The organism is Pseudomonas sp. EL_65y_Pfl2_R95, assembly GCF_963971045.1.
GTDB lineage: Bacteria > Pseudomonadota > Gammaproteobacteria > Pseudomonadales > Pseudomonadaceae > Aquipseudomonas.
The window spans coordinates 495,304-520,568 of the sequence record NZ_CAXAOV010000004.1 but is presented as its reverse complement, the minus strand read 5'-3'; the positions used below and the strand labels follow the sequence as shown (position 1 = coordinate 520,568).

The 25,265-nt window shown below is 53.4% G+C and carries 18 protein-coding genes; 5 read left to right on the top strand and 13 right to left on the bottom strand.

All coding sequences use genetic code 11. From position 1 onward, the window contains the following. Positions 1–352: 352 nt before the first annotated feature. The 9 genes from pelG to AACY09_RS15775 form a co-directional block, all read right to left on the bottom strand. Complete coding sequence (gene pelG / locus AACY09_RS15815) at positions 353–1,723, bottom strand: exopolysaccharide Pel transporter PelG (RefSeq protein WP_339489361.1); 1,371 nt, start codon at positions 1,721–1,723, stop codon at positions 353–355. Between the two features lies 1 nt (position 1,724). Further along, positions 1,725–3,254 (bottom strand): GT4 family glycosyltransferase PelF, encoded by a 1,530-nt coding sequence (gene pelF / locus AACY09_RS15810; protein ID WP_339489360.1) that lies wholly within the window; start codon positions 3,252–3,254, stop codon positions 1,725–1,727. Beyond that, the gene (locus tag AACY09_RS15805; protein WP_339489359.1) at positions 3,251–4,240 is read right to left on the bottom strand and encodes a HEAT repeat domain-containing protein; all 990 of its coding nucleotides are present in this window, start codon (positions 4,238–4,240) and stop codon (positions 3,251–3,253) included. Before AACY09_RS15805 ends, pelF begins: the two co-directional genes overlap by 4 nt. Continuing rightward, a complete protein-coding gene (locus AACY09_RS15800) occupies positions 4,218–5,594 on the bottom strand; it encodes a PelD GGDEF domain-containing protein (protein ID WP_339489358.1) in 1,377 nt (458 codons plus the stop codon). Before AACY09_RS15800 ends, AACY09_RS15805 begins: the two co-directional genes overlap by 23 nt. Then, entirely contained in the window at positions 5,594–6,112 is a 519-nt protein-coding gene (locus AACY09_RS15795) for a penicillin-binding protein activator LpoB (RefSeq protein WP_339489357.1), read from the bottom strand. The genes AACY09_RS15800 and AACY09_RS15795 overlap by 1 nt, the downstream gene beginning before the upstream one ends. Before the next feature lie 27 nt (positions 6,113–6,139). Beyond that, positions 6,140–9,736 (bottom strand): tetratricopeptide repeat protein, encoded by a 3,597-nt coding sequence (locus tag AACY09_RS15790; protein WP_339489355.1) that lies wholly within the window; start codon positions 9,734–9,736, stop codon positions 6,140–6,142. Next, positions 9,714–12,566, bottom strand: coding sequence for an endo alpha-1,4 polygalactosaminidase (locus AACY09_RS15785; protein WP_445323859.1), 2,853 nt, complete (start codon positions 12,564–12,566; stop codon positions 9,714–9,716). The genes AACY09_RS15790 and AACY09_RS15785 overlap by 23 nt, the downstream gene beginning before the upstream one ends. A gap of 190 nt (positions 12,567–12,756) precedes the next feature. Beyond that, the gene (locus AACY09_RS15780; RefSeq protein WP_339489353.1) at positions 12,757–13,980 is read right to left on the bottom strand and encodes a CaiB/BaiF CoA transferase family protein; all 1,224 of its coding nucleotides are present in this window, start codon (positions 13,978–13,980) and stop codon (positions 12,757–12,759) included. Between the two features lie 115 nt (positions 13,981–14,095). Beyond that, positions 14,096–15,274: an acyl-CoA dehydrogenase gene (locus tag AACY09_RS15775; RefSeq protein WP_339489352.1), complete on the bottom strand. Its 1,179-nt coding sequence runs from the start codon at positions 15,272–15,274 to the stop codon at positions 14,096–14,098. Between the two features lie 401 nt (positions 15,275–15,675). Here AACY09_RS15775 and AACY09_RS15770 point away from each other — a divergent pair, with 401 nt between their 5' ends. From AACY09_RS15770 to AACY09_RS15755, 4 genes are all read left to right on the top strand, one after another. Beyond that, entirely contained in the window at positions 15,676–16,584 is a 909-nt protein-coding gene (locus tag AACY09_RS15770; protein WP_339489351.1) for a LysR family transcriptional regulator, read from the top strand. 535 nt (positions 16,585–17,119) lie between these two features. Further along, positions 17,120–18,241, top strand: coding sequence for a Re/Si-specific NAD(P)(+) transhydrogenase subunit alpha (locus AACY09_RS15765; RefSeq protein WP_339489350.1), 1,122 nt, complete (start codon positions 17,120–17,122; stop codon positions 18,239–18,241). 12 nt (positions 18,242–18,253) lie between these two features. After that, a complete protein-coding gene (locus tag AACY09_RS15760) occupies positions 18,254–18,571 on the top strand; it encodes an NAD(P) transhydrogenase subunit alpha (RefSeq protein ID WP_339489349.1) in 318 nt (105 codons plus the stop codon). Between the two features lie 2 nt (positions 18,572–18,573). Continuing rightward, the gene (locus AACY09_RS15755) at positions 18,574–20,010 is read left to right on the top strand and encodes an NAD(P)(+) transhydrogenase (Re/Si-specific) subunit beta (protein WP_339489348.1); all 1,437 of its coding nucleotides are present in this window, start codon (positions 18,574–18,576) and stop codon (positions 20,008–20,010) included. A 162-nt stretch (positions 20,011–20,172) separates the two neighbouring features. Here AACY09_RS15755 and AACY09_RS15750 read toward each other — a convergent pair whose 3' ends face one another. After that, positions 20,173–20,724, bottom strand: a complete 552-nt coding sequence (locus AACY09_RS15750) for a cytochrome P460 family protein (RefSeq protein ID WP_339489347.1) — start codon at positions 20,722–20,724, stop codon at positions 20,173–20,175. Positions 20,725–21,310: 586 nt separating this feature from the next. Between AACY09_RS15750 and AACY09_RS15745 the strand changes: the two genes are divergently transcribed. After that, positions 21,311–21,526, top strand: coding sequence for a DUF1127 domain-containing protein (locus AACY09_RS15745; RefSeq protein WP_339489346.1), 216 nt, complete (start codon positions 21,311–21,313; stop codon positions 21,524–21,526). Between the two features lie 90 nt (positions 21,527–21,616). On the opposite strand, the gene AACY09_RS15740 is transcribed toward AACY09_RS15745, so the two are convergent. Genes AACY09_RS15740 through AACY09_RS15730 form a run of 3 tightly spaced genes read right to left on the bottom strand, consistent with a single transcriptional unit; the run spans position 21,617 to position 25,264 of the window. Further along, a complete protein-coding gene (locus AACY09_RS15740; RefSeq protein ID WP_339489344.1) occupies positions 21,617–22,756 on the bottom strand; it encodes a glycosyltransferase family 4 protein in 1,140 nt (379 codons plus the stop codon). After that, positions 22,756–23,898 carry a glycosyltransferase family 4 protein gene (locus AACY09_RS15735; protein ID WP_339489343.1) on the bottom strand — a complete coding sequence of 381 codons (1,143 nt, stop codon included), beginning with the start codon at positions 23,896–23,898 and terminating at the stop codon, positions 22,756–22,758. The genes AACY09_RS15740 and AACY09_RS15735 overlap by 1 nt, the downstream gene beginning before the upstream one ends. Continuing rightward, positions 23,876–25,264, bottom strand: a complete 1,389-nt coding sequence (locus AACY09_RS15730; protein ID WP_445323856.1) for a glycosyltransferase family 4 protein — start codon at positions 25,262–25,264, stop codon at positions 23,876–23,878. The genes AACY09_RS15735 and AACY09_RS15730 overlap by 23 nt, the downstream gene beginning before the upstream one ends. Position 25,265: the final 1 nt, after the last annotated feature.

The following is a 25,265-nucleotide window of genomic DNA, read 5'->3' as shown; positions in this document are numbered from 1 at the left end:
TCTTTTCCGAAGAAAACCGTTTCTACTCAACCACTTGCGCTATCCGATCAAACCAGCTTCTCGTTAGCGGGAGGCGCATTCTACAGCGTTCAAACTCGCTGTCAACACCTCTTTTTCTACCGCTTTCGATCACCGTGGCGATCACTCTAAAAGGCTTTAAAACACCCTTCAGAGCCCGGCGCATTCTACACAACTTTCGTTGCTTTGCAACCCCTCTTTTTAAGCTAACTTCTTGTTTTACAAGAGGTTTTCCGAGAGGTCTACGCCGGAAGAGGTGCGCATTATAGGCACCTCAGATTTGCCGTCAAGGGTTTATTTCAATCTAATCCCAAAAACCTCAAAACCCCGGTCTTTAGCGGCTGAGCATAAAGGTTTCGTACTCCAGGTCATCCAACGAGCTGGATAGGCGGCCTAGCGCCAGCAGCACACAGACCAGCAAGGACAGCGTGAAGCCGTAGCCGAAGAAGCTTGGACCCATATAAATGCTTAATACGGTCAACGCGGCGTTGAGCACCACAAACAGAATGCACAGCTCCAACACGATGGCGCGCTTATCTAAATAGAAGAACACGTTGAGCAGGGCCATGAAGACCACTTGGATGCTTACACCGATCAGGTCTATATAGAACAGCGGCAGGTAATGGCTAGACATGCCCAACCATTCGAGCAATTGCGGCGCCAGCAAGAACAGCAGCGTCACCGTTACGCCCTGCACCTTACAGATCTCAAGTAAGCCCTGACGAATAGACAGGATCATCTGCTCTTTGAGCTGACCAATATGCTGCAAGGTCTCACCACCGCGAATGGCTACATACAGACGTTCATTCCATTCGGCGAAGTCGGTTTCAATGCGGACCAAGAACACGGCCATACCGGGAATAATCGCCAAGTAAGCCAGGAAGATAGGCAGGTCATACAAAATAGAGGCGCGTAGCGGACCAATAACCTGGCTTGAGGTGGCTGGGGTGTACCAGAAGATGAATTTGTCGATCCACACACCGAGGTTGTAGCAAAGGCCAGTGACCAACAAGCTATAGAACACTTGCCGACGCTTAAAGAAGTCGAACGCTACCAGCTGTTTAGCCGGGTACTCGCGCAAGATATCGAACAGGTACATAAAGAGCAGGCTGGCGTGCCCAATCAAAAAGGCGAGTAACAAGCCTTCCATCTTCAAGAAGCGTAATAACAGTGCGCAGAGCACCATTAACGAATAACCGGCGAGCATTACGAGCAGTATGCGGTTGTAGGCCTTCATCCCGGACAGGAAGGTAATCACCAGCCAGAGGTTACACAGCACGACAAAGTTCGATACTACGAGCAAGCGGTATACGAAGGAGGCCTCGAATAGCGTCGCCAGCACTGCAAAGCCCAAACAGCCCGCGCCGATCGTTACCACCAACAGCATGCCAACCAGGTTGGGCAGGATTCGATCATTGGCCTTTTCAAACAGGCGATCTGAAATAAAGCGGGTAAACATCAACTGCAACCCGCCAGTAATGATCAACGAGGTTGCCATCAGGTAGGTCACGGTAATAAGGAACTGTCTGATGAGCAGCTCTGGCACTACTATGCCTAGACTGAGCACCCCGATCATCATCACACTGAGAATCGACAGCACCCAGGGGCCTGAACCGATCAAGCCTGCGTAAACGTAAGCGCGTAAAGTCGAGGTGTAGGAGTCTCGCGAAAGAATCTTGCGCAGTTCAAAACCAATGCCAGCCATTTTAGTGTGCCCCCATGGCAATAGCATCGTGATAAAGGGTGCGATAGCGTTGCAGCATCAACGTCTCGGTGTAATAGGTGTTCACCCGTTTTAAACCCACAGCCTGGGCGGCACTCCAACGCGAAGCATCGCTGAGCAAACCAACAATAGCCCGCGAGGTTGCTTGCGGATCAGCGATGGCAACCACCTCACCAGCCAAGCCCAAAGCACGGTCTTCCCCTTCGGCACCCTCTATTAGTTCACGGCAGGAGCCAACGTCACTGCTGACAACCGGTGTGCCCGCCGCCCATGCCTCAAGAATGACCAAGGGTTGCGCCTCACTGATCGAGGTGAGAACCATCATCCCGAGCTCCGGCAGTAGCTCGCGAATGTTGCGATAGCCAAGGAACTTCACTTTGTCTTGCAGGCCAAGACTGACAACCAGGCTATGGCACTCGCTGGCGTACTCTGGATCTTCTTCCTCAGGCCCGACAATCCAACCTTCTGCTTCGGGTATAGCGCTGACCACGCCACGCATCGACCTAATAAAAGTTTTCACGTCCTTAATCGGTACCACCCGGCCAATCAGGCCAACTATGGGTGGAATCCCGGCCGGGCGCTGGGTAATGGCATTGTTCCAGACGTCCATGGCGATACCGTTGGGAATGACCTGTGCGCGCTGCGGGTCAGCACCATCCGCTAGCTGACGCTGGCGATTGCCTTCATATAAAGCAGTGATTGGATTTGCAGAGCGGTAAGCAAGCAGGCCAATGCGCTCAAAGAAACGAATCCATAAGCGACGTACGTAATTGACCTCAGAGTCGATGCCGGTCTTTAAGGCTTCATCCGGACTATCGGAAATCCAGCTGGCCTGAGCCAGATCAATCTTGCGCTCCTTGGTATAAATACCATGCTCGCTCAGCACATAGGCGCAATCCCAGCGTGACTGCAGAATGCTGCCGAGCAGCCCCGCATAACCGGTAGAGATGGAGTGCAACGCGCGAGCCCGCGGCATGCGCATGGCGGCTTCACACAGCATCATTAATGGCGCCTGCATGGTCCGCAGCGTCCAAAAATAATTGACGAACGAAGGATCGCTGCAATGTTTGGTATAGCCTTCCGTTACCGCATCCCAGCTGGCGCGACTGTGCAGCACATCATCCAGGGTCACAGTGCCTGAAGCGAGGATCTCGAGCACGTGCTCGCCCTGCTCAGGACGAGGCTCGTCGGGATGGTGGAAAAATTCATGCAGGGCATTGATTTCAGCCCTCGGCCCTTCACGCTTGGCTGACATAACAGCGCGGCCGGCTGTCCAAGAGCTTTCCAGAAAATGCTCTTCTATATGAACAACGTTCGGCGGTATGGCGTATTGACGCTTGGTGTAGGCGCTTTGCTGCCCACCAATAAAGAACACCGAAAATGTCAGCTCAGGCAAGCCAAGAATCAACTGGTTAACCCAACTGGAAACGCCACCGCGCACATAAGGCCAGGTGCCTTCAAGCAGTAAACAAATATCGGCAATTGGCGCTTCGTCTGGCGCTTTATTCTTCATAACCAATATCTCGCCAGCGCGCCAAACGGCGGCCGCTTCAGGGCTTCGCTAGACAATTGAGCCAAGTGCTCAGGAATTTCGCTGTAGCGTCCTTGAAGGAATGCAATCTCAGCGTTGAAAGGTGCAATTTTTTCCTGCGCCAAGCCCGCAGCCTTGGCCGCTGATAAATGAATGAGCGCCTCGTCGAGCAGGCCTTGCTCCATTGCAATGCGGGCTGCCAATAAGTGCATGTCATCGCCAGCACCCATGCTCAACGCACGCTCCACATGCTCACGCGCCTGATTGAGTACGTGCTCCAGCACGCTCCCTTGCGCCAGCCCCATATAGGCCAGCTCCCAATACCAGCGTGCCAACGTCGAGTGCAGCGCGGTGTGCTGTGCCTCGGGGGCCGCTTGCAGTTGAGTGAGCGTCTTCTCAATACGCTGGTTGATCTGACTCTCTTGTTGATCGAGCATCGAATACGCCAGTAAACGCACATCGTCGGCAGGGTCGCGCAGTGCCAGCTTGAGAATGGGGATAGAGTCTTTGCCATTCATCCGGCGCGTGGCCATTAAAGCCATGGTGCGGCGTTCAGGACTCGGCGCATGGCGCAGTACATCCTGCAAGCCGCCATCACTGAACATCAAATCACGACCCATTTCTTGAGCACGAAATGGCAACTCAGGCACGCCCATTGATTGCGAAACCTGTTGCTTTGGCCGGCGAGGCAGATAAAGCGCAGGAAACACTGCCAAGACCACACCTAAAGTGCCAAGAATGGGGATGAAGAAAGCCAGGCTAAAGAGCACCAGCGGACTCCACGGCAGTGGGCGCTTATAACGACGCGGCAGCAGCAACCACACGCCCGCGCAAAGCATTAAACTCGCCACGCCATGTGCAGAGACATACAGCAGCGTGGCCTCAACTGTGGATAGGTTTTCGAGGAAGGCAGCAAAACTGCTCAGCTCGAAAAGTAACGCCCCGCTAAATAGCCACTTGCTGATCATTGATCCCACACTCGTTGAACAGAAAACGCTGCAGGTTTTCACTGCCACCTTGGCCGTCGATATCGAACTCGCGAATTACAATCCCCAGTGACTCGAAGCTCTGATCCAGACCAAAACGCTCATGAATAATATTATTAAGGCGAGTCAGGTAGCCTTGGCCACCATCTGCCGACGTTAGCGGCAACAGCACTAACACGCACTCGTGCCCGCGCTCGTTTGGGGTGCGCAACTGCACGTCAAGACCGCGACGGCTGTCCTGAATCAAGCGCAGCAATGCATCATGATGTTCACTCGGGCTGGCCTCGATGACAAACATATGCGCTTCTAGATCGTGCTCGACCGCATCATTGATCGAGCGCTTTAACTGCAGGCTAAAGTCTTGGGCATCCATATCGGTTAGCTGCAGCGTTTGCACATCGGTTTGCAGCATGTCGGCAATATGCCCGCACAAAATCATCAACAGGCTGAGGATCCGCTGGGTAAAGGAGAAGAAAGGCATTTGCTCAACCGCCAGCAAAGCCACAATTCTGTCCTCGGTATCCATGAGCGGAATACACACCTGATATTGCGAATGGCGACGATGCTCGCCGCGCTCCATTAACTCTTCGCGCACGCTGACCAACTGGCCTTGGGCCAAGCATTGCCTGACCAACAAATCATCGGCCTGCATAGGCTGCACTTCGCCCATGCTGCTTAGGGGTTGAAGCACCACGGTTTTGCTGTCATTGACCAGATGCAGGCTGGCCACGCGGAATGATCCATATTGCGCAAGCAACGTCAGAATCGATTCAGCCAATACCGAAATAGCCAAACCTTCGCGCGGTAGTTCGCGCATTTTTGCCCGCAGCCCCAGTAGCGAACTGCGCAGGCTTTGATCATTACCGGCTACACGCTTCTCCAGACGATCATGGGAAATACGCAGGATGTAATGCGCGCGCGTAAATTCATCAAGACGTAACTGGCGATACTCGTTGGCCAGGTTGAGACGCTCCAGGCGTCGCTCCCAAATGTCACGAAACTCACCAATCAGCATTGCGCCAATCAACACACCGACGATAAACGATGTCGGCAACTGTTGATAAAGCTCCAGACCATTTGCCCGATAGAGAAAAAGTGCAGCAACGATGATCAGAGCGCTGATCAAGCCACGCATAAAGCCATATCGAACGGCCATCAACAGTGGCGCCAGAATCAGCCATGGGAATGAGCCATGCACCAACAATGGATCAGCGGGCGACAGCCAATAACCAAGCGCAACTGCAATCACGCTGATTAATAGGGTTTCGATCCAGGAGACCCGACCACTGGCGCGAGGCGCGAGGGCAAAGTCCTTGTGAGCAGACTCAGTTGCCATTATTGAACCTGTAATTCGCCGACCAATTCACGCAGGACTTTTTGGGTAGTGCCAGCCAGGCTCTCACGAGACCAGCCCGCACGAGCGCCGCTATTGCTCCAGAGCACCCGCCCTGTTGCCGGCTCGAGCACTTGCAAGCTCAGGCCTACCGCAGGCTCACCATCAAGACCGCTTTTGTACTGCCATTCTTCAACGCTACCGCTGATGACGTAATCCAGACCTTGTTGACGCGCCCAGTTAAGCGCCTCATCAAGACGCGCGCGGTCATCAAGCAATGGCAGCTCACCCTGCACGCTTGCCGGATACAGGCGCGGGTGCAGACCTTCTTCGTTCAACACGCTGAGCAAAATCTGCTCACTGCGTTGGCCGGCTTGAGGCGCTTGTGAATAGTTAACTAAAGGCAGAACGCCCCACTGTGCTTCACGCGGGAACACCTGACTATCAGGCGTGGTGAAACTGGAACAGCCCGATACAGCGACAACCACGGCCAACAAGGCCAGCTTGCGAATACTCAACATTGTCAGTTCCTCCATTTAAATCTATGTTCAACGCCCAAAACGGGTGCTGTAAGTAATTGCGGCGGTACCGCCCGCCTCGCCATCGCCGTTTTGCGGTGCCGATTGGTAACCCATGGAAAATGCCAGCTCATCATCGCCAATCACCTCCATACCCACGCCCGTACTGATGGCGTAGTTAACCTCTTGCTCAACCCATTGCCAGCCTGCCTGCATATCTACAAACCAGGTGTATTGCGGGTGGCTGCGATTCAGTGAGCCAGGCAAGCCACGCTGGAAATTTGTGCCCAGATACAATTGCCCATAACGCTCTTCGAGCAGGGTTTCTGGAGTGGCGCCCTCTTCATCTAAAGCGCCACCTGCTAAGCCAGGTGCATTGCCTAGAGCGGCAGAAGTCAGCAAATCTTCAGGCAAGCTGTTCTCCAGGCTGTTGCTCTGGTAGTCAACACCCGTGCGCACCACCCAAGCGGGCCCGGCAAAAAATAGCGTGTGGTTAAATTCCAAGTTGTACTTCTGGCCTGAGCCGATGTCATCACCTTGGCGGGTCTGGTAATACTGCTGGCCAATCGACCAGGCGATCTGGTCGCGTGCTGTGAGGTTATGTTGCCCACCAACAGTCAGACCGTCACGCATACCCAGTGCACGCAACAAGCCGCTTTCATCCGCTTCACGATGAACGTCCAAATCAAAGCGGAGTAAGTCGCTCGAAGTCAGCTGTAAGGTACGGAACAGGCCGAAACCAAAGCGATCTTCATCGTCGCGCCAGCTTGCGTCCAACTCGATACCAAACAGGCCATTGTCCATTGCCCGCTGCAATGTCAGCTCAGCATTACGTTCATTACCCATCACGCCTTCATCAAGGCTTTGCGAGTCATAACGGCCGTCGAACAAATCGACCCGGGCATACCAGTCATCTGTGATATTGCGGGCAATAGCCGCGCGCGCGCCTTCAAGCTTAAGACCGCCAAAGTCTTGGCTCTGCCAACCCAGTTGTGCGCCCTGAGGGTTGGCCTCAATGCCACTGGCTGCCGTGGCTCTGAGCTGATTGCTAACCGCGTCAGGATACTGATTAGAAATATGACTCAGTGCATAAGCATGGGCTTGACCATCTTTACCCAGCGCAGCGAGCACTTCAGTTTTCTGTAGCGGATCCAAACCATCTTTATCCAGTTCAGCCTGCAAGCGATCGCGATTCATGGTGCGCAGCGCCTCGCTCAGTTGCTCATAACGCTCAATCTTTAATCCCTGACCGCCTGCCCATGCCAGCCACTGGCCCGTCACATCATCCTGGCCATTCGCACTCAGCTGGGCGGTGAACTGCTCGAACCAGACTTGCAGCATGGTTTTGGAGTGGCCAGCCAATTTGACGGTCTGTGCGTAAGCTGCATTCTGCGACTGGGCGCTGCTGAGCAAACGCAAGTATGTACGTACGGTATCCGGATCATCAGGCAGTTTCTGTGCCTGCATTTGTTTGAGCAACTTGTGGCGTAGGCGCAATGCAGCTTCCTCATAACCTGCGCCCTGAAGAGCATCGGCATAGGTCGCTTTGACCAGCAGGTCACCAGGGTGGGCCTGCAGATAAAGCTTAAACCAGGCCAGTGCATGCTCGTTCCGGTTGAGCATTAAGTTGGCACTGGCAAAAGGAAGCCACATGACACCATCATAACGGGCGATCGTTTGCCATTTACTCAGCGACTGTTCAACGTCATCGCGCCGACCTTGGTCGATGTAAAGCCACAATAATTGCCCACGAAACATATTCTGCGCTGGAAACTTGCTTAGGGCTTGCTTGAGAATCCGCTCGGCACTCGCACTATCTCCTGCGCGTAAAGCCAGTTGTGCACGTGCACTCCACAGCTGAGGAAGCCGCTCAGTTTCAGGGAAACCTTTGGCACTCTCTACCAGCGCTGCATAAAGCTTCCACTCACCCAATTGCTCTGCCAACTCGAGGGCGCTGACAAGCCTGCTCGGCTTATGCCTGGCATTCCAATACGAGATCATTAACGCTAGCGCTTTATGAGGATCGCTTTGCTGATAGATACTCAATAGTTGTTCACGATCTGAACTGTATAGCGGTGCATTAAGCGCAACTAAACGCTCGTACGCGTACTGAGTATCTTGATCATTATTCAAAGCCCAAGCCAGTTCAGCACGCACACGCCAGTATTCAATACTGGTGACTTTCTCAGCACCGGCATTTTTAGCGGTGAGGACCTGCCACGCAGAGGCCTCATCGAATAGCCTCCAATGCGCCTGGGCCCAACTAATGCGCAGATCGGTTGAAATACCGAAGCGCTTATCCATTTGCGCCAAAACGGCAGCTTCAGCTGCAAATTGTTGCGTTCGGTCAAGCAACTGCTGCAGGCGGACCCACGCCAGTTCGTGCTGAGGCTGGGCCTTGATATAGCTGCGCAGCCATTTTTCTTCCGCCTCAGGCTCGCCCAAGGACTCATAGCTATACACCAGCGAATCAAGCTCCGCCGTAGTCAGCTCACGCAACTCGCTCAGGTCTACCAGCAAAGGTATTGCCCGGTCAAACTCGAACAACTGCGCAGCTAAACGCCATGCTCGCTCACGAACAGTTGGGTCTTCATTAAGTGCCAGCAGTTGCTCCCAGTAACCGAGCGCAGCGATGGATTGCCCGGCCCACTCCCCCAACTGGCCCATGGTGGTTAATAACGCTGGGTTGTCTGGATCGTTCTCAACCAACAACTTACCCAACGGCCAGGCAGCAGCTATATCGCCAGAGGCCATGTGCAGGTCGAACTCTGCCTTAACCACCCCGATGTCATCCGGTTTTTGTTCACGCCAGATGCGGACAAACTGCTCCGCCAGATCATATCGATTGCTGCCCATGGCAGCCTGAAAGCCCTCGTGCAATAAATCAGCGTCCTGGCCAGTCAACGCGGCGATGTTTTCACTAAGGAAAATGGCTGCGGCGCCGTCTTGGCCAGCTCCACGCAAGGCTAAAAGCGCCTGATATATCAACGCTTGACGCTTTTCAGGGTCCTTCTCATCGTCAAGTAGCAACTTGTAAACATCGGCCGCTCGCGCAGGCTCAGCGCCAGCCATAAACCATTTGGCGGCCTGACTCAGCCAATGGGCCCGCAGTTCAGGCTCGCGCACCGCCAGCTCGTCATAGATTGGCGCGGCAACAGCAGGAGCACCTAAAGCAAGGGCATAACTCGCTTCGCGCTTAAGCTGGGCATCACTCAGGTTTTTGCGCGGCAAGGCCTCTATTCGCGCCACCAATGCCGACTTGGTCTCTGCATCAACACCCTCTGCCTTGGCCAGCGCCTCCAAGGTGTCTAAATCAAGCTCGAAAAAATCTTTGAGGTCAGGCGAAGAAACTGGCAGCTCACCGATGTGCCTTCGCGCAGCATCGTAGCTACCCAACTCAATCAGTTGCCCGATCAATTTTTCACGCAGCTCCTGATTTTCGGGGTCGGCTTTGAGCAGCAGCTCAGCATAGTTAACCGAAACCGCATCGGGCTTGTTATCGTCCGGCAGAAAGGTGTCTTTGCCAGAGAAACTCACGACCAATAGAGCCCCAACCAATATGGCAATCAGCAGGAGAATCCAAGGGCTGAGTAGACGAGTCTTTTTAACGACAGGTGAGCTGCGCATCTTTCACCTGTGTTCTATCAATATTGAACTGCCAAAGACCGTCAACTGCCTTGGCTTCATAGCGCTTACCTGCAACCTCAACTGAGCACGCCGAGCTAGCACGAACACTGAACTGCAATGGGAATTGCCCGGAGAATGAAACCCGCACCGTTTTATCATCCAGATAAACCCAGTCGGTCAGCGGGATATTGGCTTCCTCCAACGCCGGACGCGGGTCACGCGTCTTGCGCAGCACCAGCAAGGGAAACTCGCTACTGAAATGCACATAGCGCCCCTGCTCCAAATCCCTGACACCTGCTACACCTTTGGAAAGGCTCAAGTCGGGCCAGCCCATTGCCGGATCAATACGCACGGTGCGTAATTTGTTCAACCCACGAAATTGCCAACTGCCATCAGTACGCTGGGCCATGCTGGTTTCATACAAACCACGCATACGGGGAATGTAATCACTCATCCACAACGACATAGGATGCTCGGACTGCATTGAGCGGTAGATCTCGCCCATGACTTTGATCGAGGCCTGTTTGGTTCCCGAATAGAAGTGGTAATAAAGATGCAAGCCACGTAAGCGCCTCGGTTTATCGGTCAAGGCAAACGTTTGCATAACATCGCGAAAACCGTAGTACGGGCCATGCCAAAGGTTGGTGTAAACGTTTTCATTGATTACTGGCGCGTAAAACTGCACGCCACCGGCACTCGGTTTAACTAACGGATAAAGATTGGTCACAGAAGGGAACGCATCCGTCAAGGCGGTGTTGCCGCCATTCACGTTGGTCAAGCCTTTGTCGTAGGCCAACTTTATGGTCGCCGCATCTGGAATCGCATCACCCGACCAAAAGATCATTTTTACCGGTTTTTCAGGCGTAGTCAGACGCTGGTTGATGTAATCCGTGGAGCCAAAAACTTCACGCTTGAAATCAATTTTCTTGTACCCCGGAATCTTCATCATGAAGCCGTACTCAGGGTCAAAGTCCTCACTCTTGCTTGCATCTTCCGGTCGCCAGAAAAAAGGGTGACTGAAAGTATGCGTAGCCACTTCAACCTTGTTATCGGCAAAAATTTCGCGTGCAATCGGCTCCAGCTCGCCGGAGAGATGCGGGTACATCCCTTTGGGTCCAACTTCACCTTCAATGACTGAAACAGAGGTCAGGAAATTATGCGGTTTGATAAAGCTATTGAGCACCTCTGTACCCGCATAAGGGCTTCCTGGCACCTCAGCCCGCGAGACAAAACCATCACCGTCAATATGCACAGTTGCAATACGGCGACCGTTTTCAGTAGTCACATCAGGGCGCGGCATGTCCTCTAGCTTCAAAGCCCGCTGCAAAAAGGCAAAAGGATCGATGATCCAACGCTTCTGATCCGGAATAAATTCGAGCACAAACGGACTCATTGCAATTGCGCCCCAATCCGCCAGTGCGACAGGGGCGTATTGTTCGCCTTGATCACTGACAACCAGTGCAGGTGTTGGGCCATCGGCCAATACGCTAACTGGCACAAAATCTCGGAAGCGCATTTTTACTGGCGCCTCAAAGCTGCCCACCAACGTTTTGTCGTACTCAACGATGGTGGCGTCTTTACTAACTACAGCAGCGCTAGTGCGCAATCCAAGACGATGTAAGAGTTGCGGGTCAGCTATGGGCAAGCCCATAAAGAAAGCCAGCGGTACATGCTCATCAAGACGCTGGCTGACCCACTTGTTGAACACACCGGGCTCTACCAGCGGCCCTGTGTTCATCCAGAACACAACACCGGCATAAAGTCCGGCTGCTGGAGTTTTAGGCAATTCATCCGCTGCGATATAGTCGACTCGATACCCCAAGTATTCCAGTAGACCTCCGAGCACATTGAACCCTGCAGACTTATTCAACTCACCTTCGCGCAGGTCATATATCAGCGCGATTCTGCGAGGTTTCACCTCAATCGAACTGACGCCCAAGTAATTAAGATCAGGCATGGTCACAAAAGGAATAAAACCTTCGTCTTGCAGTTGCTTGGCCAGTTTACGGGCTTCGTCGCGGCGTTCTGCAGGCAGGTAATCAATGGCAACCAGCGGAATTCCCTGCTCACGCAATGGTTTGATATGGCCCTCAAGCCATTCACGATCACTGGCCGGGACTTCACGGTAAGTACGCTTGGATGGATTCCAACCTGCATGAATAGATTCAACTGCGACGGCTGCAGCCACACCTTTCAGCTCGGGCAATACTTCAAAGCCCCGGTTAAAAAACAGTTTGAGGTCGGGTTCCTGCCTGGCCAACTGCTTGAGAAAATCACGCAAGGCAACGCGCTCAGCTTCTTGCTGGTCTTTGGGCAGCAGCTGGAAACTGTCCAGGGTATCGAGAAACAAGCCGCTGTAGCCTTGGGCCTTGAGTGCTTTAGCGCGCTGCAACAGATGGTTGCGCCAAACGTCAGAAGTGAGTCGCATAACCTGACTCTGCCACGCGTCATTGCGCGTTGGGCTGGCCCCGGTTTGCAAGCTTTGGTTTTGCAGTTGTTTTAGATCGCCGTCGAACTCACCGACAGATAAATATGCAAACGGCTGAGCGCCTTGATCACGCAAATACTTGACATCTTTCTCGGTCAGGTGCGCAGGCTCGACCACAGCCCAATCAAATTGAGAAAGCTCGGCCAAAGGAGGAGAAGCCGCATACCAGAAAACTACGCTTTTTGGCGCCTGCGGCTGGGCCACCGCAATACCTGAAAGCAGTAAGCAACAGCAAATTGATAGATGCCGAAACTTAGCAATCAGTGTGAGTGTCGAGCGAAGCAGTGGTGAAAAGAATGAGACGGTCAAGATCACAGCAGATCGAATACTACAAAATCTAATCATCTACAGCCCTGTAGGAATTATCCGTCTAAAAGGAATTAGATTAGACTTTATTTCTGAAGGCGTGAAATTAAATTAAACATTCGCTGTCTAAGCATCTACAAAATAATCGACGCCATTATATTGACATTACAGCACTCTGCTAAAAAATTAAACCTGTCGATGTTTACGGGTTGTAACCCCCTCCAAACTAAAGCACTGCATCCTCACGCAGCCCCTCCAGCTCTTTAGTCGTCAGCCCAAGCCAACGCTGTAATACTTGTTCAGTGTGCTCGCCCAATAGGGGTGGCGCATGTCGGTATTGCACAGGGGTGTCGGATAATCTTATTGGACTGGCGACCTGCGGAACAGAGCCTGCGAGTGCATGCGGCAAATCAATGCGTAGTCCACGGGCGATCACCTGAGGATCTGCAAATACCTGCTGCACATCGTTGACAGGCCCACAAGGCACCCCTGCGCTCTCTAGATCCGCCACCCATTGGGCGGTGGTTCGAAATACCGTGACCTGGCGTATCAACGGGATCAACTCAGCGCGGTGGGCAACCCTGGCCTGATTGGTTGCAAAGCGCCGATCATCCGCCCAATCAGGCTGCCCGGCAACTTCGCAGAACTTTCTAAATTGTCCGTCGTTACCCACCGTCAGGATGAGGTCACCATCCGCAGTTGGGAAATCTTGATAGGGGACAATATTAGGGTGGGCATTGCCCAACCGCTGCGGTGCAGTCCCGGTTGTCAGGAAGTTCATCGCCTGATTGGCCAGACAGGCAACCTGCACATCCAGCAGCGCCATGTCGATATGCTGCCCCTGCCCCGTTTCACCGCGACTGGCCAGCGCAGCCAAAATTGCCGAGGTGGAATATAAGCCGGTAAGAATATCGGTCAATGCCACGCCGACTTTCACCGGCCCAGCCCCCGCCTGATCATCCGGACGTCCAGTCAGGCTCATAAGCCCGCCCAAGCCCTGGATCATAAAGTCATAGCCCGCACGTTTTGCATAGGGACCGGTCTGGCCAAAGCCGGTAATGGAGCAGTAAATCAGCCGCGGATTGAGCGCTTTCAAGCTCCCATAGTCGAGACCATAAGCGGCAAGCCCACCCACCTTGAAGTTCTCGATCAATACATCCGATTTGGCCGCTAGCTCGCGAATCAACTGCTGGCCACGAGGCTGAGTGAAATCGATAGTTACCGACTGTTTGTTGCGATTAGCACTGAGGTAATACGCCGCTTCAGAGGTGTTTTGACCCGCGGCATCCTGCAAAAACGGCGGCCCCCAGTGACGCGTATCATCACCCACGCCCGGGCGCTCAACCTTGATTACCTCGGCGCCCAAATCGGCAAGAATTTGCCCAGCCCAAGGGCCAGCCAAAACACGAGATAGATCAAGCACACGTAAATGCGACAGAGCACCCGACATAACAGACTCCGTAGATAAAACGGGGGGACTACACCAGCCTGCATCGAAGACAGGCAGAGACAGCTGGGACTAAATAGCAGAAAAGGCCTCAGCAGGCCTTTCTGCATAGAGCCCATTAGAAGAAGGCTTGGATACCGGTTTGCGCCCGACCCAGAATCAGCGCATGAACATCGTGAGTCCCTTCATAGGTGTTAACCACCTCAAGGTTGACCAAATGTCGAGCGACGCCAAACTCATCACTGATGCCATTACCACCGAGCATATCCCGGGCCATACGCGCAATCTCCAGCGATTTGCCGCAGCTGTTGCGCTTCATGATCGACGTGATTTCAACCGCAGCCGTGCCTTCATCCTTCATCCGCCCCAGGCGCAGGCAACCCTGCAGCGCCAGCGTGATTTCAGTCTGCATATCGGCGAGTTTCTTCTGCACTAACTGCGTTGCGGCGAGCGGCCGACCGAACTGCTGACGATCCAGGGTGTATTGGCGTGCGATGTGCCAGCAGAACTCGGCCGCCCCCAATGCACCCCAGCTGATGCCATAGCGCGCGGAGTTCAGGCAGGTGAATGGGCCTTTAAGTCCACGCACATCAGGGAAGGCGTTAACTTCAGGAACGAACACATTGTCCATCACAATTTCGCCGGTAATCGAGGCGCGCAGCCCGACCTTGCCGTGAATCGCCGGGGTGCTGAGCCCCTCCCAACCTTTCTCCAGAACAAAGCCGCGGATATCACCCGCATCATCCTTGGCCCAGACGACAAAGACATCGGCGATCGGGCTGTTGGTAATCCACATTTTGCTGCCGCTGATGCGATAGCCACCGTCCACTTTCTTGGCCCGCGTGATCATCGCACCCGGATCAGAGCCATGATTGGGTTCGGTCAATCCAAAGCAACCGATGTACTCGCCACTGGCCAACTTAGGCAAATACTTCTGCCGGGTTTCCTCATTGCCGAACTCATAAATCGGCACCATTACCAAAGAAGACTGCACACTCATCATCGAGCGGTAGCCCGAGTCAATTCGCTCCACTTCACGGGCGATCAGGCCGTAGCTCACATAATTAAGACCGCTGCCGCCATACGCTTCAGGAATAGTGGCACCGAGCAGGCCGGTCTCCCCCATTTCGCGAAAGATGGCGGGGTCAGTTTGTTCATTACGAAAGGCTTCGAGCACACGCGGGGCTAGCTTGTGATCGGCAAACTGCTGGGCGCTATCACGCACCATGCGCTCTTCTTCGGTAAGTTGCTGATCCAGCAGCAGGGGGTCGATCCAGTTAAAGCTTGCCTTGGCCATTGGTGTGATCCTCAGTTCAGCGAGGGAGGGCAGCCAACGGCAGCACTCCATATTAAGCGTGTGGATTGATCCTAGACCTGCAAAGCACATCAGACAAACGAGTATTTCGCACTAACCTGTGCATAATACTCACTTCGTAAACCAGCTGCCGTAACCGAAAAATCTGCTGATGCTGAGCTAGCCCTATAGCTCAAAGCAGTTGAATGCAAGGCTCTCGCTACCACGCCGAGCCCCGTAAAGTTGCAGCATTTGCGCGGTGACACCCCGGCAACCGGGATAACCGATAGCAGGTGAAAACCGTCCTGCACTGACAAAACTTCGACAAGGCACAGAGTAACTTTATGGCATGTTGCGAAAGAAACATTGCAACACAGACCTCACATAAATGCAGAGCGACAACCATGCGCCGAAAAATCCCCAGTACTGCCGCACTAATTGCCTTCGAGTCAGCCGCGCGCCACCAGAGCTTTACCAAAGCGGCACACGAACTTGCCCTGACGCAGAGTGCAATCTGCCGGCAAATCGCCGGTCTGGAAGACTTCCTTGGCGTCGAACTGTTTCGCCGCTCAAGACGCGGGGTTTTGCTGACCGAGGCAGGCACCTCGTATTCGCGTCGAATAGCAGGGCAACTTGATGCGGTCGAGCGCGACACGCTGGCAATGATCGGGCAACAAGGTGCGATGACCATTGAGCTCGCCGTTGTGCCCACATTTGGCACTCAGTGGTTGCTGCCACGACTCAAGGACTTTCAGCGCTTGCACCCTCACGTGACGGTTAACCTGACCAACCGCACTCGGCCATTTTTGTTCGCTGACACCGACTTCGATGCAGCAATCTATTTTGGCGATGGCGACTGGTCGGGCACGGCGTCCTATCGGCTGATGCGCGAAAACTCAATGCCTGTCTGCAGCCCCGCACTGCTCAGTAATGGCGCACAGTTATCGGCAGAAGAGCTGGCCAAACTACCGCTACTCCAACAGACCACCCGCCCCTATGGCTGGCGACAATGGTTTAACAGCCAAGGCATGACCGCAGTGCGGGATATGAGCGGGCCTCGCTATGAGCTTTTTTCGATGCTGGCACAAGCTGCCATTCATGAGATGGGCATCGCCTTGATACCGCCCTTCCTGATTGAGCGGGAGCTAAACGAAGGTCGCTTGGTGATTGCCTCACCCCACAGCTACCCCAGTGACAAGGCGTATTTTTTGATCATCCCCGAGCGCAAGGCCGAGTCAGCCGCCCTGCAGGTACTACGCGACTGGTTGATTGAGCAGACTCAAGCGTACGCGCAGCGGTGTGGACTGGAATAAATGACAGCATCCAAACTTTTTCTGCTGTTTATTGCGCTTTCAAAGTTGCTAGCGTAGCTGCCAAATCCTTTTAAATCAGGGGCTGACAGCTACAAGCTGACCCCGTAGTCAGCATTGGTGAGCGCTACAGATAATGAAGGATGTTCACCGCTCAAGTGTTGCGTTTTTTGCACACTAGAGGTCGCAACTGCGCTAGTTCAGGGGCGCTGGCTAAAATTACACTGATAACCATTGATCTGCTGAATCGCAAATTATTCCATCAGCGTTTAACGACTGAAAACCTGCTATAAATCAGCTTAAACCCCCTATATACAGGGGTTTAAGCCTGTTTATAGAATGAACAGTCATCTGGTGACCTGTAGTTACTGCAATGTTTTACTTCAGAACGTCTTGAAGGCCTCGCGCTTCCCCTGCAAAATGCCGACCCCGCTAAATACTAAAGTCTTACTGAAGCGGGATTGTGCTGATCCTCCCCTCGCCCGCATGCCAACGTAGCGTCCGGGTTCACAAAAAAAGATCACGCAGGAGATTTGAAGTGCACATCGGTGTTCCTCTCGAAACCCATGCCGGAGAGACGCGCGTAGCCGCGACTCCCGAGACCATTAAGAAACTGATTGGCCAAGGTCATCAGGTAACAGTACAAAGCGGCGCAGGCATTAGTGCCAGCGTGACCGATGCAGCGTATGAAGCTGCCGGCGCAACCATTGGCAGCGGTAGCGATGCCTTTGGCGCTGAGCTTGTACTCAAAGTGGTCGCCCCATCTGAAGCTGAGCTTGCGCTGATGAAGTCTGGTGCCGTTCTGGTTGGCATGCTCAACCCGTTCAGCAATGAAACCATTGCACTGATGAATGCTCGCGGCATTACTGCCTTTGCCCTTGAAGCTGCCCCGCGCACCTCTCGCGCTCAAAGTCTCGACGTGCTTTCATCCCAGGCCAACATTGCCGGCTACAAAGCCGTGCTACTGGCTGCGCATCATTACCCACGCTTTATGCCGATGTTGATGACCGCTGCCGGTACCGTAAAGGCCGCGCGGATTCTGATTCTCGGAGCGGGTGTTGCTGGCCTGCAAGCCATCGCGACAGCCAAGCGCCTGGGCGCAGTAATTGAAGCCTCAGATGTACGCCCCGCGGTTAAAGAGCAGATTGAGTCGCTGGGTGGCAAGTTTGTCGATGTGCCATTTGAGACCGATGAGGAGCGCGATGCCGCTCAAGGTGTGGGCGGTTACGCCCGGCCAATGCCCGCGTCGTGGATGGAGCGTCAAGCGAAAGCTGTACACGAGCGCGCCAAGCAGGCCGACATTGTCATCACCACCGCATTAATCCCAGGTCGCAAGGCACCTACCTTGCTGCATGAAGCGACAGTCCAAGAGATGAAGCCCGGCTCGGTGATCATCGACCTCGCTGCAGCTCAAGGTGGCAACTGTCCACTGACTGAAGCCGAGCAAGTGGTGGTGAAGCACGGGGTAACTATCGTCGGCCATAGCAATCTGGCGGCCTTGGTGCCTGCGGATGCATCTGCACTGTACGCGCGTAACCTGCTCGACTTCCTCAAGCTGGTCCTCGACAAGGACGGCCAGTTCAACGTCAACCTCGAAGACGATATCGTCGCCGCGTGCCTGATGTGCCGCGACGGTGAAATCGTCCGCAGCAACGGCTAAAGGAGTAGAGACATGGAAATTTCCGACGGTATCTACAACCTGATCATTTTTGCGCTGGCAATTTATGTCGGCTACCACGTGGTTTGGAACGTAACCCCAGCGCTGCACACACCATTGATGGCAGTGACCAACGCCATTTCGGCAATCGTAATTGTCGGTGCCATGTTGGCCGCGGCATTGACCGTGACCCCGTTTGGCAAGTTTATGGGCACGATGGCTGTCGCGTTGGCGGCAGTGAATGTATTCGGTGGCTTTCTGGTCACTCGACGCATGCTCGAAATGTTCAAGAAGAAGGCGCCTAAAGCAGCCGCGCCGACGGAGAAGCACTGATCATGAGCATGAATTTCATCACTGTTCTCTACCTGATCGCCTCGATCTGCTTTATCCAAGCGCTTAAAGGCCTGTCGCACCCGACAACATCACGTCGCGGCAACCTGTTCGGCATGATCGGCATGGGTTTGGCGGTCATCACCACCATTGGCCTGATGTACAAACTCAGCGCTGAAGCCGACACACCTGGCATTGGCTATGTGATCCTGGGCTTGTTGGTCGGCGGCACCGCTGGCTCGATCATGGCCAAGCGCGTTGAAATGACCAAGATGCCTGAGCTGGTTGCCTTCATGCACAGCATGATTGGTCTGGCCGCAGTATTTATTGCAGTTGCTGCTGTCGTTGAACCGCAATCACTGGGCATCGTTGCCGCACTGGGCGATGCCATTCCAGCGGGTAACCGTTTGGAACTGTTCCTGGGCGCGGCCATCGGTGCAGTGACCTTCTCGGGTTCGGTTATCGCCTTCGGCAAGCTGTCTGGCAAATACAAGTTCCGCCTGTTCCAAGGCGCACCGGTGTCGTTCAGCGGTCAGCACAAAATCAATCTGATCGTGGGCATCGCAATTCTGGTATTGGGCTTGTACTTCACCTTTACCGGAAGCCTGACCGCCTTCACCCTGCTGCTGATCCTGGCGTTCATCATCGGCGTACTGATCATCATCCCGATTGGCGGCGCAGATATGCCGGTTGTGGTGTCGATGCTCAACAGCTATTCAGGCTGGGCTGCGGCGGGTATCGGTTTCTCGCTGAACAACTCGATGCTGATCATTGCCGGCTCGCTGGTGGGTTCCAGCGGCGCGATTCTGTCTTACATCATGTGTAAGGCGATGAACCGCTCGTTCTTCAATGTGATCCTCGGTGGCTTCGGCGCCGAAGCGGATGCAGGCCCTGCAACCGGCAGCAAAGAACAGCGTCCGGTTAAGTCGGGCTCAAGCGACGACGCCGCCTTCCTCCTGACCAACGCCGACACCGTGGTAATCGTTCCGGGTTATGGTTTGGCCGTGGCGCGTGCACAACATGCGCTGATGGAGCTGGCCGAGAAGCTGACTCATCGCGGCGTAACCGTTAAGTACGCCATTCACCCGGTTGCCGGTCGTATGCCTGGCCACATGAACGTGTTGCTGGCTGAGGCCGAAGTGCCTTACGAGCAAGTGTTCGAGATGGAAGACATTAACTCCGAGTTCGGCCAGACCGACGTGGTGTTGGTGTTGGGCGCCAACGACGTGGTTAACCCAGCGGCGAAGAATGATCCCAAGTCACCGATTGCAGGTATGCCGATTCTCGAGGCTTACAAAGCCAAGACCGTGATCGTCAACAAGCGCTCGATGGCTAGCGGCTATGCCGGTCTCGACAATGAACTGTTCTACCTCGACAAAACCATGATGGTGTTTGGCGATGCCAAGAAAGTCATTGAGGACATGGTCAAAGCCGTTGAGTAAGCGTTAAACGCAGCGACATAAAAAGGCCCGAGCTGAAGATCAGCTCGGGCCTTTTTAATTGTCTTTAGGCTCCTGGAAATGCACTGGCGGTCAGGATGAAAGGGGCGTAAATCCACGCCTAGATTCGGCAGCCCGGGGACCGCCTCCTCGCCTGAACCGTGCTTATTTAGCCCCCAGAGTTGGATAGCCTTCGGTGTAAATCCAATCCTTGGCTTTGGCAGGCGCGTGGCAGCCCAAGCAATCAATTCTGTAATCAGTGACCACGCTTTTTCCGGCACTGTCCGGTTTAAACAGCGCCCATCCCCAGCCTTCGCCCCACGCTGGATTTTTCCCGGCGAAACGATTGGTACTGTCTTTGACCATGACAAAGGTTTGCTTGATATCAGTTGCATGGCTAACGCCGGCGCCCGTGGTGTAATTACCCACTTTGGCATGGCGCAACTCTTTGACCATTACCGCCCCGTCCGGAAACTTACCGGACTTGCGAAATGCGCTGACGGCGTCTGAATCCAGATACACATCATGAAAGCCACTCGCTTCGCCGCTAGGCACATACCAAGATCCCAGGTGCGACATCGTTGCGCGAAAATCCTCAGGCAAAGTAATAGTGCCTTTAGCATCAACCTGCGTTGAAAAACCTTCGTCAGCCTGCACTGACAGCGCGGTGAAAGACGCCACTATGGCTGCGCCCGTAAACCTAGCAATTGTATTCACGGCTGTTCCTTATTTGCTTTTCTGATCGCGCCTGCGCATACAAGCCCCGATGCGGGATTACAGCAGGCAACCTTTAATAAGGACGCTTAACGCGCGTCACCATTACAGCGCGCCGCCATATTTTGCACGGGTGAGAATAATAGGCGGTGGACTCAGGCTCACTGCTCTGCCAGCAGTGGCAGTGTGCAAACGCCAAGCAGTCAAACCATAGAGTCAACCGGGCAACAAACTGTACGCCTGGGATTACCTGGCAGCGGTACAGATCCGATAAAGCTGAGAGTAATATGGATATAACCTGAAAAACAGGTCAGCAAAAATATCCATTCAATTTACAACTGTACCGTAATATTTTTGCTGCAAATACAGAATATCGCAGCTAAATCAACTGCAAAATAGCTTTTTCAATGGCTAAATAACTTATGTACAGTACAGTTTAATCAAAAATCATAGAAACAGTTACAAAGCATCCTATCTATTAACGTAATAATTTTGATTATCTGTGACTACTGCGTCATTTGAAAAACCCTCATCATTAGTACCAAGCAAAATACTCTCTCACACCGCCACAAGCGGAAGGATGCACACCATGGAACGTACCCTCAGTTCCGAACTGTTATTCGAAGCACAACCGAATTCTGTTATCAGCGGTGCCCCGCTGCGTATGGCCGCCACAGTATTGCTATGGCAGCGCCGCATCGTCAGCCGCCGTCAACTGGCTCGACTTGATGCACGCCTTCTGGCTGATGCCGGCATTACTGAAAGCCAACGCCACGCAGAACTGAAGAAGCCCTTCTGGCGCTAAATTCAGCTCAATAAAAAACCGTCACAGCTGAGCTGTGGCGGTTTTTTTGTGGGTGGGGTTTCTGGTGCATCTAAACGGTTAAGTTTTGAGTCAAGCGCAAGGCTCTGCTCGCTGCTGGGGAGCATCAAGTAACTCTTGGTACAGCTCCGCTGTTTGCTCACACATACGCTGGGCAGAAAAAACCCGCTCATAACGCTCCAGTGCACGAACGCCCATTTGCGCAGAAAGTTCAGGGTTGTCCCAAAGTGTGCGCATCGCCTCACGAAACGCCTGAGGGTTACTTGGCGGAACCACCAAACCTGTCTCTCCGTGAATATTGATGTAGCTGGTCCCGGTGCCTATTTCACTGGAGATCATCGGCTTTCCATACATAGCGCCTTCAAGCAAAGAAATGCCAAAAGCCTCCGAACGCAAATGCGACGGAAATACGATCGCGCTACATAACTGCAGCAATGCCACTTTATCTTCGTCACCCAGACGCCCGACAAAATGAACGTGATTCAGGCCAAGTCGTTGAGCCTGGGCTCGGAGTTCCTGCTCTAACGGGCCAGCCCCGAGAATAACTACCGGATAATTTGTACCCGCTAAGGCATCCAGTAAAATATGCAGGCCTTTGTAATAACGCATAACCCCAACAAACAGAAAGAACCGCAACCCAAACTGCTGTCGCCAACGCCCCAAACGCTCAAGATCGGGCACTGGGTAGGTTGTTTTATCGAGCCCGTAAGGAATCACCCGCGTCTTATTAGCAAACCGCGTAAGTACCTCACTGGTGTGCATGTAATTAGGTGACGCCGCAATAATTCTGTCGACACTGCTGAGAAAGCGGTTCATTACTGGCTTGTAGAGTTGTAGTAAGCCTTGTTGGCGAACAATGTCCGAGTGGTAGGTGACGACGGTTGGCTTATTCACCGAAGACGTAAAGTGCACCACGTCCATGAAGGGCCACGGGAAGTGATAATTAATAATATCCGCCTCCGCTGCCAACTCCCGGAAACGCTTAAAAACGCTATATGAAAATCCCGTAGACGCGAGATAGAAATCCAAATTTGCACGGTGAACTTGGTGCGAACCTAGCGCAAAATCCTTGGGCTCTTGCTCGGAGCTCAATGTAAGCACATGGCTATCAATGCCTTGCGCAGCGCTGCCTTGGCACAGCTGATAGATAACCTGCTCGATACCGCCCATAGATTCAGGCAGGTAAGTTTTAAAAAAATGTAAAACCCGCATTAGTTCACCATTACCTGTCGATATACATCAGCAGTGATTGCTGCGCAGCGCTGCCAAGAAAAATGTTGGGCGCGCTTTAGTCCAGCATCGCGCTTTGCCTGCCAAAGCTGCTGGTCCTCCAACAGTTGAGTGATCATTTCGGCACAGGCTATTTCATCGTCCACATCAATGTAGCTTCCGGCACCACCTGCTACCTCTGGCAATGAAGCTCTTCGACTCAGAACCACAGGTACACCACTGTTCATGGCTTCAAGCACCGGCAAACCAAAACCTTCATAGAGCGACGGAAATATCAGCATCCTGGCGCCAGATACGATTTTCGCGAGCAACGCATCAGGCTGGTAGCCCAAGACATGGGCATAGCCTCCCGATAATGCCTGTTGCAAAGGCTCAGAGTAACTGTCAGGAAGCCAGCCTGCCATACCAGCAATAACGAGGGGGTAACGCTTGCGTATTGGCTCAGGTAAACGCTGATGTGCCCTCAACACCAATTGTAAATTCTTACGCGGCTCGAGCGTCCCGACACACAGCAGATACTGCCCCGGAATCAATCCGAATGGCTGCAAAGGTTCGAGCAAAGCCTCAGCTGCTTGAGGCCTGAAACGCTCGGAACACCCCAACGGCGCGACGACAAGCTTGTCTCTAGTAAGCCCGTAATACTTTACGACTTCCGCAGCAATGAACTCTGAGTCAACTAGAATTCTAGCGGCTCGCTGCACTGCGCTGGCAGTATGGCGCTCTATTTCATTAATCCGGTCAACAGGTTGCGTGTGCGGGTAATGTATATGCGTGAGGTCATGCAGCGTCATTACCATGGGCCCATCAAACTCAAACGGCCAGAGACTGGGGTCGTGATAGAGATTCGCGGGCTTGCTGCGTAAACCGTGAGTAAAACGCTGCTGTTCTAACACGCGACGTAATGGGTAGGCACCAGGCACCCAGCGTTTAATCAGGTTGCTCCAACGTGAATAGCCTGGCATGGAGTTTTCAGGCAATTGCTCACTCCAGCTCCAGCCATTAAAAAACTGCAACTGGAGATCATCTTGCTTGGACAACTCATTGGCGAGCTCAGCCAAATACTGACCAATACCAGTACGCGGCGCCCGCAAAATGCCTGCGTTAAGCGCTATGCGTTTTGACATCAAACCCACTCAATATTCTGTCGCTCGATTTCGCTTGCATGACATGGGTCGCCGTACGCTCGATCAGCTGGCGAGTTGAATCATTCCAGCTCAACCAAGACCATTGCTGTAGGTTTTTAGCGGCAGGAAAGCGCCCAGTCTGCTCAAAGTTCTCGACGAGTGCAGCGAGAGAGGCGGGCTGGCCAAGCTCGAAGTAAGCCATGAAGTCACCGCCGATTTCCTCAAACACTGGGATAGCACTCGCCATTGCTGGCAAACCTCGCTGCATTGCTTCAACGAGAGGCAATCCAAAGCCTTCGACGTATGAAGGAAATACCAGGGCCCGCGAATGGTTATAAGCGTATTCGAGACCGGCATCGTCAAGGCTATTGAACATAAATAAACGCTGGTTCAGCTCGGGGTGCGACTCGATGCGCTCAATCAAGTCATCGCACTTCCAGCCGACTTTACCCACTATACAAAGGCAGGCAGGCGAATCTTTTTGCCATAGCAGCTCAAAAGCGTCGAGCAAGTACGCATGGTTCTTGCGCGGCTCGATAGTACTGACCATCAGGTAAACCGGAGCGGTGCCGTCAAATAGCGTGAGCAGTCTGTTCTCGAGCTTTTTATCAGCGACAACGAGATCAAGCTCAGAGCCCAGGTAAAAATGGTCAAACCAACGCGTTCCTGCTTCGGTTTCACCAATTCTGCTCGTTACTTCAGCTTTAACTTGCTCACTGATGGTAGAAGAGATTGCGATAAACCCATCAGCGGTTCGCGAGATCCAGTCAAACCAACGATCAAATACTTTGACCAAGCCAGCATCACAAAACTGCGGATGGGTTAGTGGAATAAGGTCATAGATCACCGAAATAATACCCACACCTTCACGCTTCAATCGCTCAGCCAGTGGAAAGAAGTCGGCATGCCACGATGAATCGAGCAGCAATAACTGGTCACCCTCTCGACACTCAATAACTACCGCGCGCTCTGGTGCAGGGGTGTCGTTAGTAAAGCGATCAAGCAATCGGATCGGAATGCTAAAACTCAGGCCCGCCAAGCGACAGAGCACATAAAAGATCCGACGCAACGTATGCGAATAACGCAAAGGCGCCAGCCGCTCAACGTGCGCATGTAAACACCAGAAGCGATTTCGCCAATGATCGAGCTTGACCCGAAGCTTTTGCTTCCATGAAAGCTGTTGCGTCGGCAACGGAGCCAAACTGAGCACCTGGTGTACTTCCCCCCCCCGCATCATGATTGGAATGCACTCGACAGAAGCGTCAACTGCAGACAGCTGGTTGATAACATTGCGCACAACACGCTGGATGCCCGAGTTGTCATTCGGGTGCTCATATACATAGGTGCATTCAACTAAGAGCCGCATA

What these genes read in the sequence shown, in the direction of transcription:
- pelG (WP_339489361.1), bottom strand. Translation starts at nt 1,723, where the DNA reads ATGGCTGGCATTGGTTTTGAACTGCGCAAGATTCTTTCGCGAGACTCC.
- pelF (WP_339489360.1), bottom strand. Translation starts at nt 3,254, where the DNA reads ATGAAGAATAAAGCGCCAGACGAAGCGCCAATTGCCGATATTTGTTTA.
- AACY09_RS15805 (WP_339489359.1), bottom strand. Translation starts at nt 4,240, where the DNA reads ATGATCAGCAAGTGGCTATTTAGCGGGGCGTTACTTTTCGAGCTGAGC.
- AACY09_RS15800 (WP_339489358.1), bottom strand. Translation starts at nt 5,594, where the DNA reads ATGGCAACTGAGTCTGCTCACAAGGACTTTGCCCTCGCGCCTCGCGCC.
- AACY09_RS15795 (WP_339489357.1), bottom strand. Translation starts at nt 6,112, where the DNA reads ATGTTGAGTATTCGCAAGCTGGCCTTGTTGGCCGTGGTTGTCGCTGTA.
- AACY09_RS15790 (WP_339489355.1), bottom strand. Translation starts at nt 9,736, where the DNA reads ATGCGCAGCTCACCTGTCGTTAAAAAGACTCGTCTACTCAGCCCTTGG.
- AACY09_RS15780 (WP_339489353.1), bottom strand. Translation starts at nt 13,980, where the DNA reads ATGTCGGGTGCTCTGTCGCATTTACGTGTGCTTGATCTATCTCGTGTT.
- AACY09_RS15775 (WP_339489352.1), bottom strand. Translation starts at nt 15,274, where the DNA reads ATGGCCAAGGCAAGCTTTAACTGGATCGACCCCCTGCTGCTGGATCAG.
- AACY09_RS15770 (WP_339489351.1), top strand. Translation starts at nt 15,676, where the DNA reads ATGCGCCGAAAAATCCCCAGTACTGCCGCACTAATTGCCTTCGAGTCA.
- AACY09_RS15760 (WP_339489349.1), top strand. Translation starts at nt 18,254, where the DNA reads ATGGAAATTTCCGACGGTATCTACAACCTGATCATTTTTGCGCTGGCA.
- AACY09_RS15755 (WP_339489348.1), top strand. Translation starts at nt 18,574, where the DNA reads ATGAGCATGAATTTCATCACTGTTCTCTACCTGATCGCCTCGATCTGC.
- AACY09_RS15745 (WP_339489346.1), top strand. Translation starts at nt 21,311, where the DNA reads ATGGAACGTACCCTCAGTTCCGAACTGTTATTCGAAGCACAACCGAAT.
- AACY09_RS15740 (WP_339489344.1), bottom strand. Translation starts at nt 22,756, where the DNA reads ATGCGGGTTTTACATTTTTTTAAAACTTACCTGCCTGAATCTATGGGC.
- AACY09_RS15735 (WP_339489343.1), bottom strand. Translation starts at nt 23,898, where the DNA reads ATGTCAAAACGCATAGCGCTTAACGCAGGCATTTTGCGGGCGCCGCGT.
- AACY09_RS15730 (WP_445323856.1), bottom strand. Translation starts at nt 25,264, where the DNA reads ATGCGGCTCTTAGTTGAATGCACCTATGTATATGAGCACCCGAATGAC.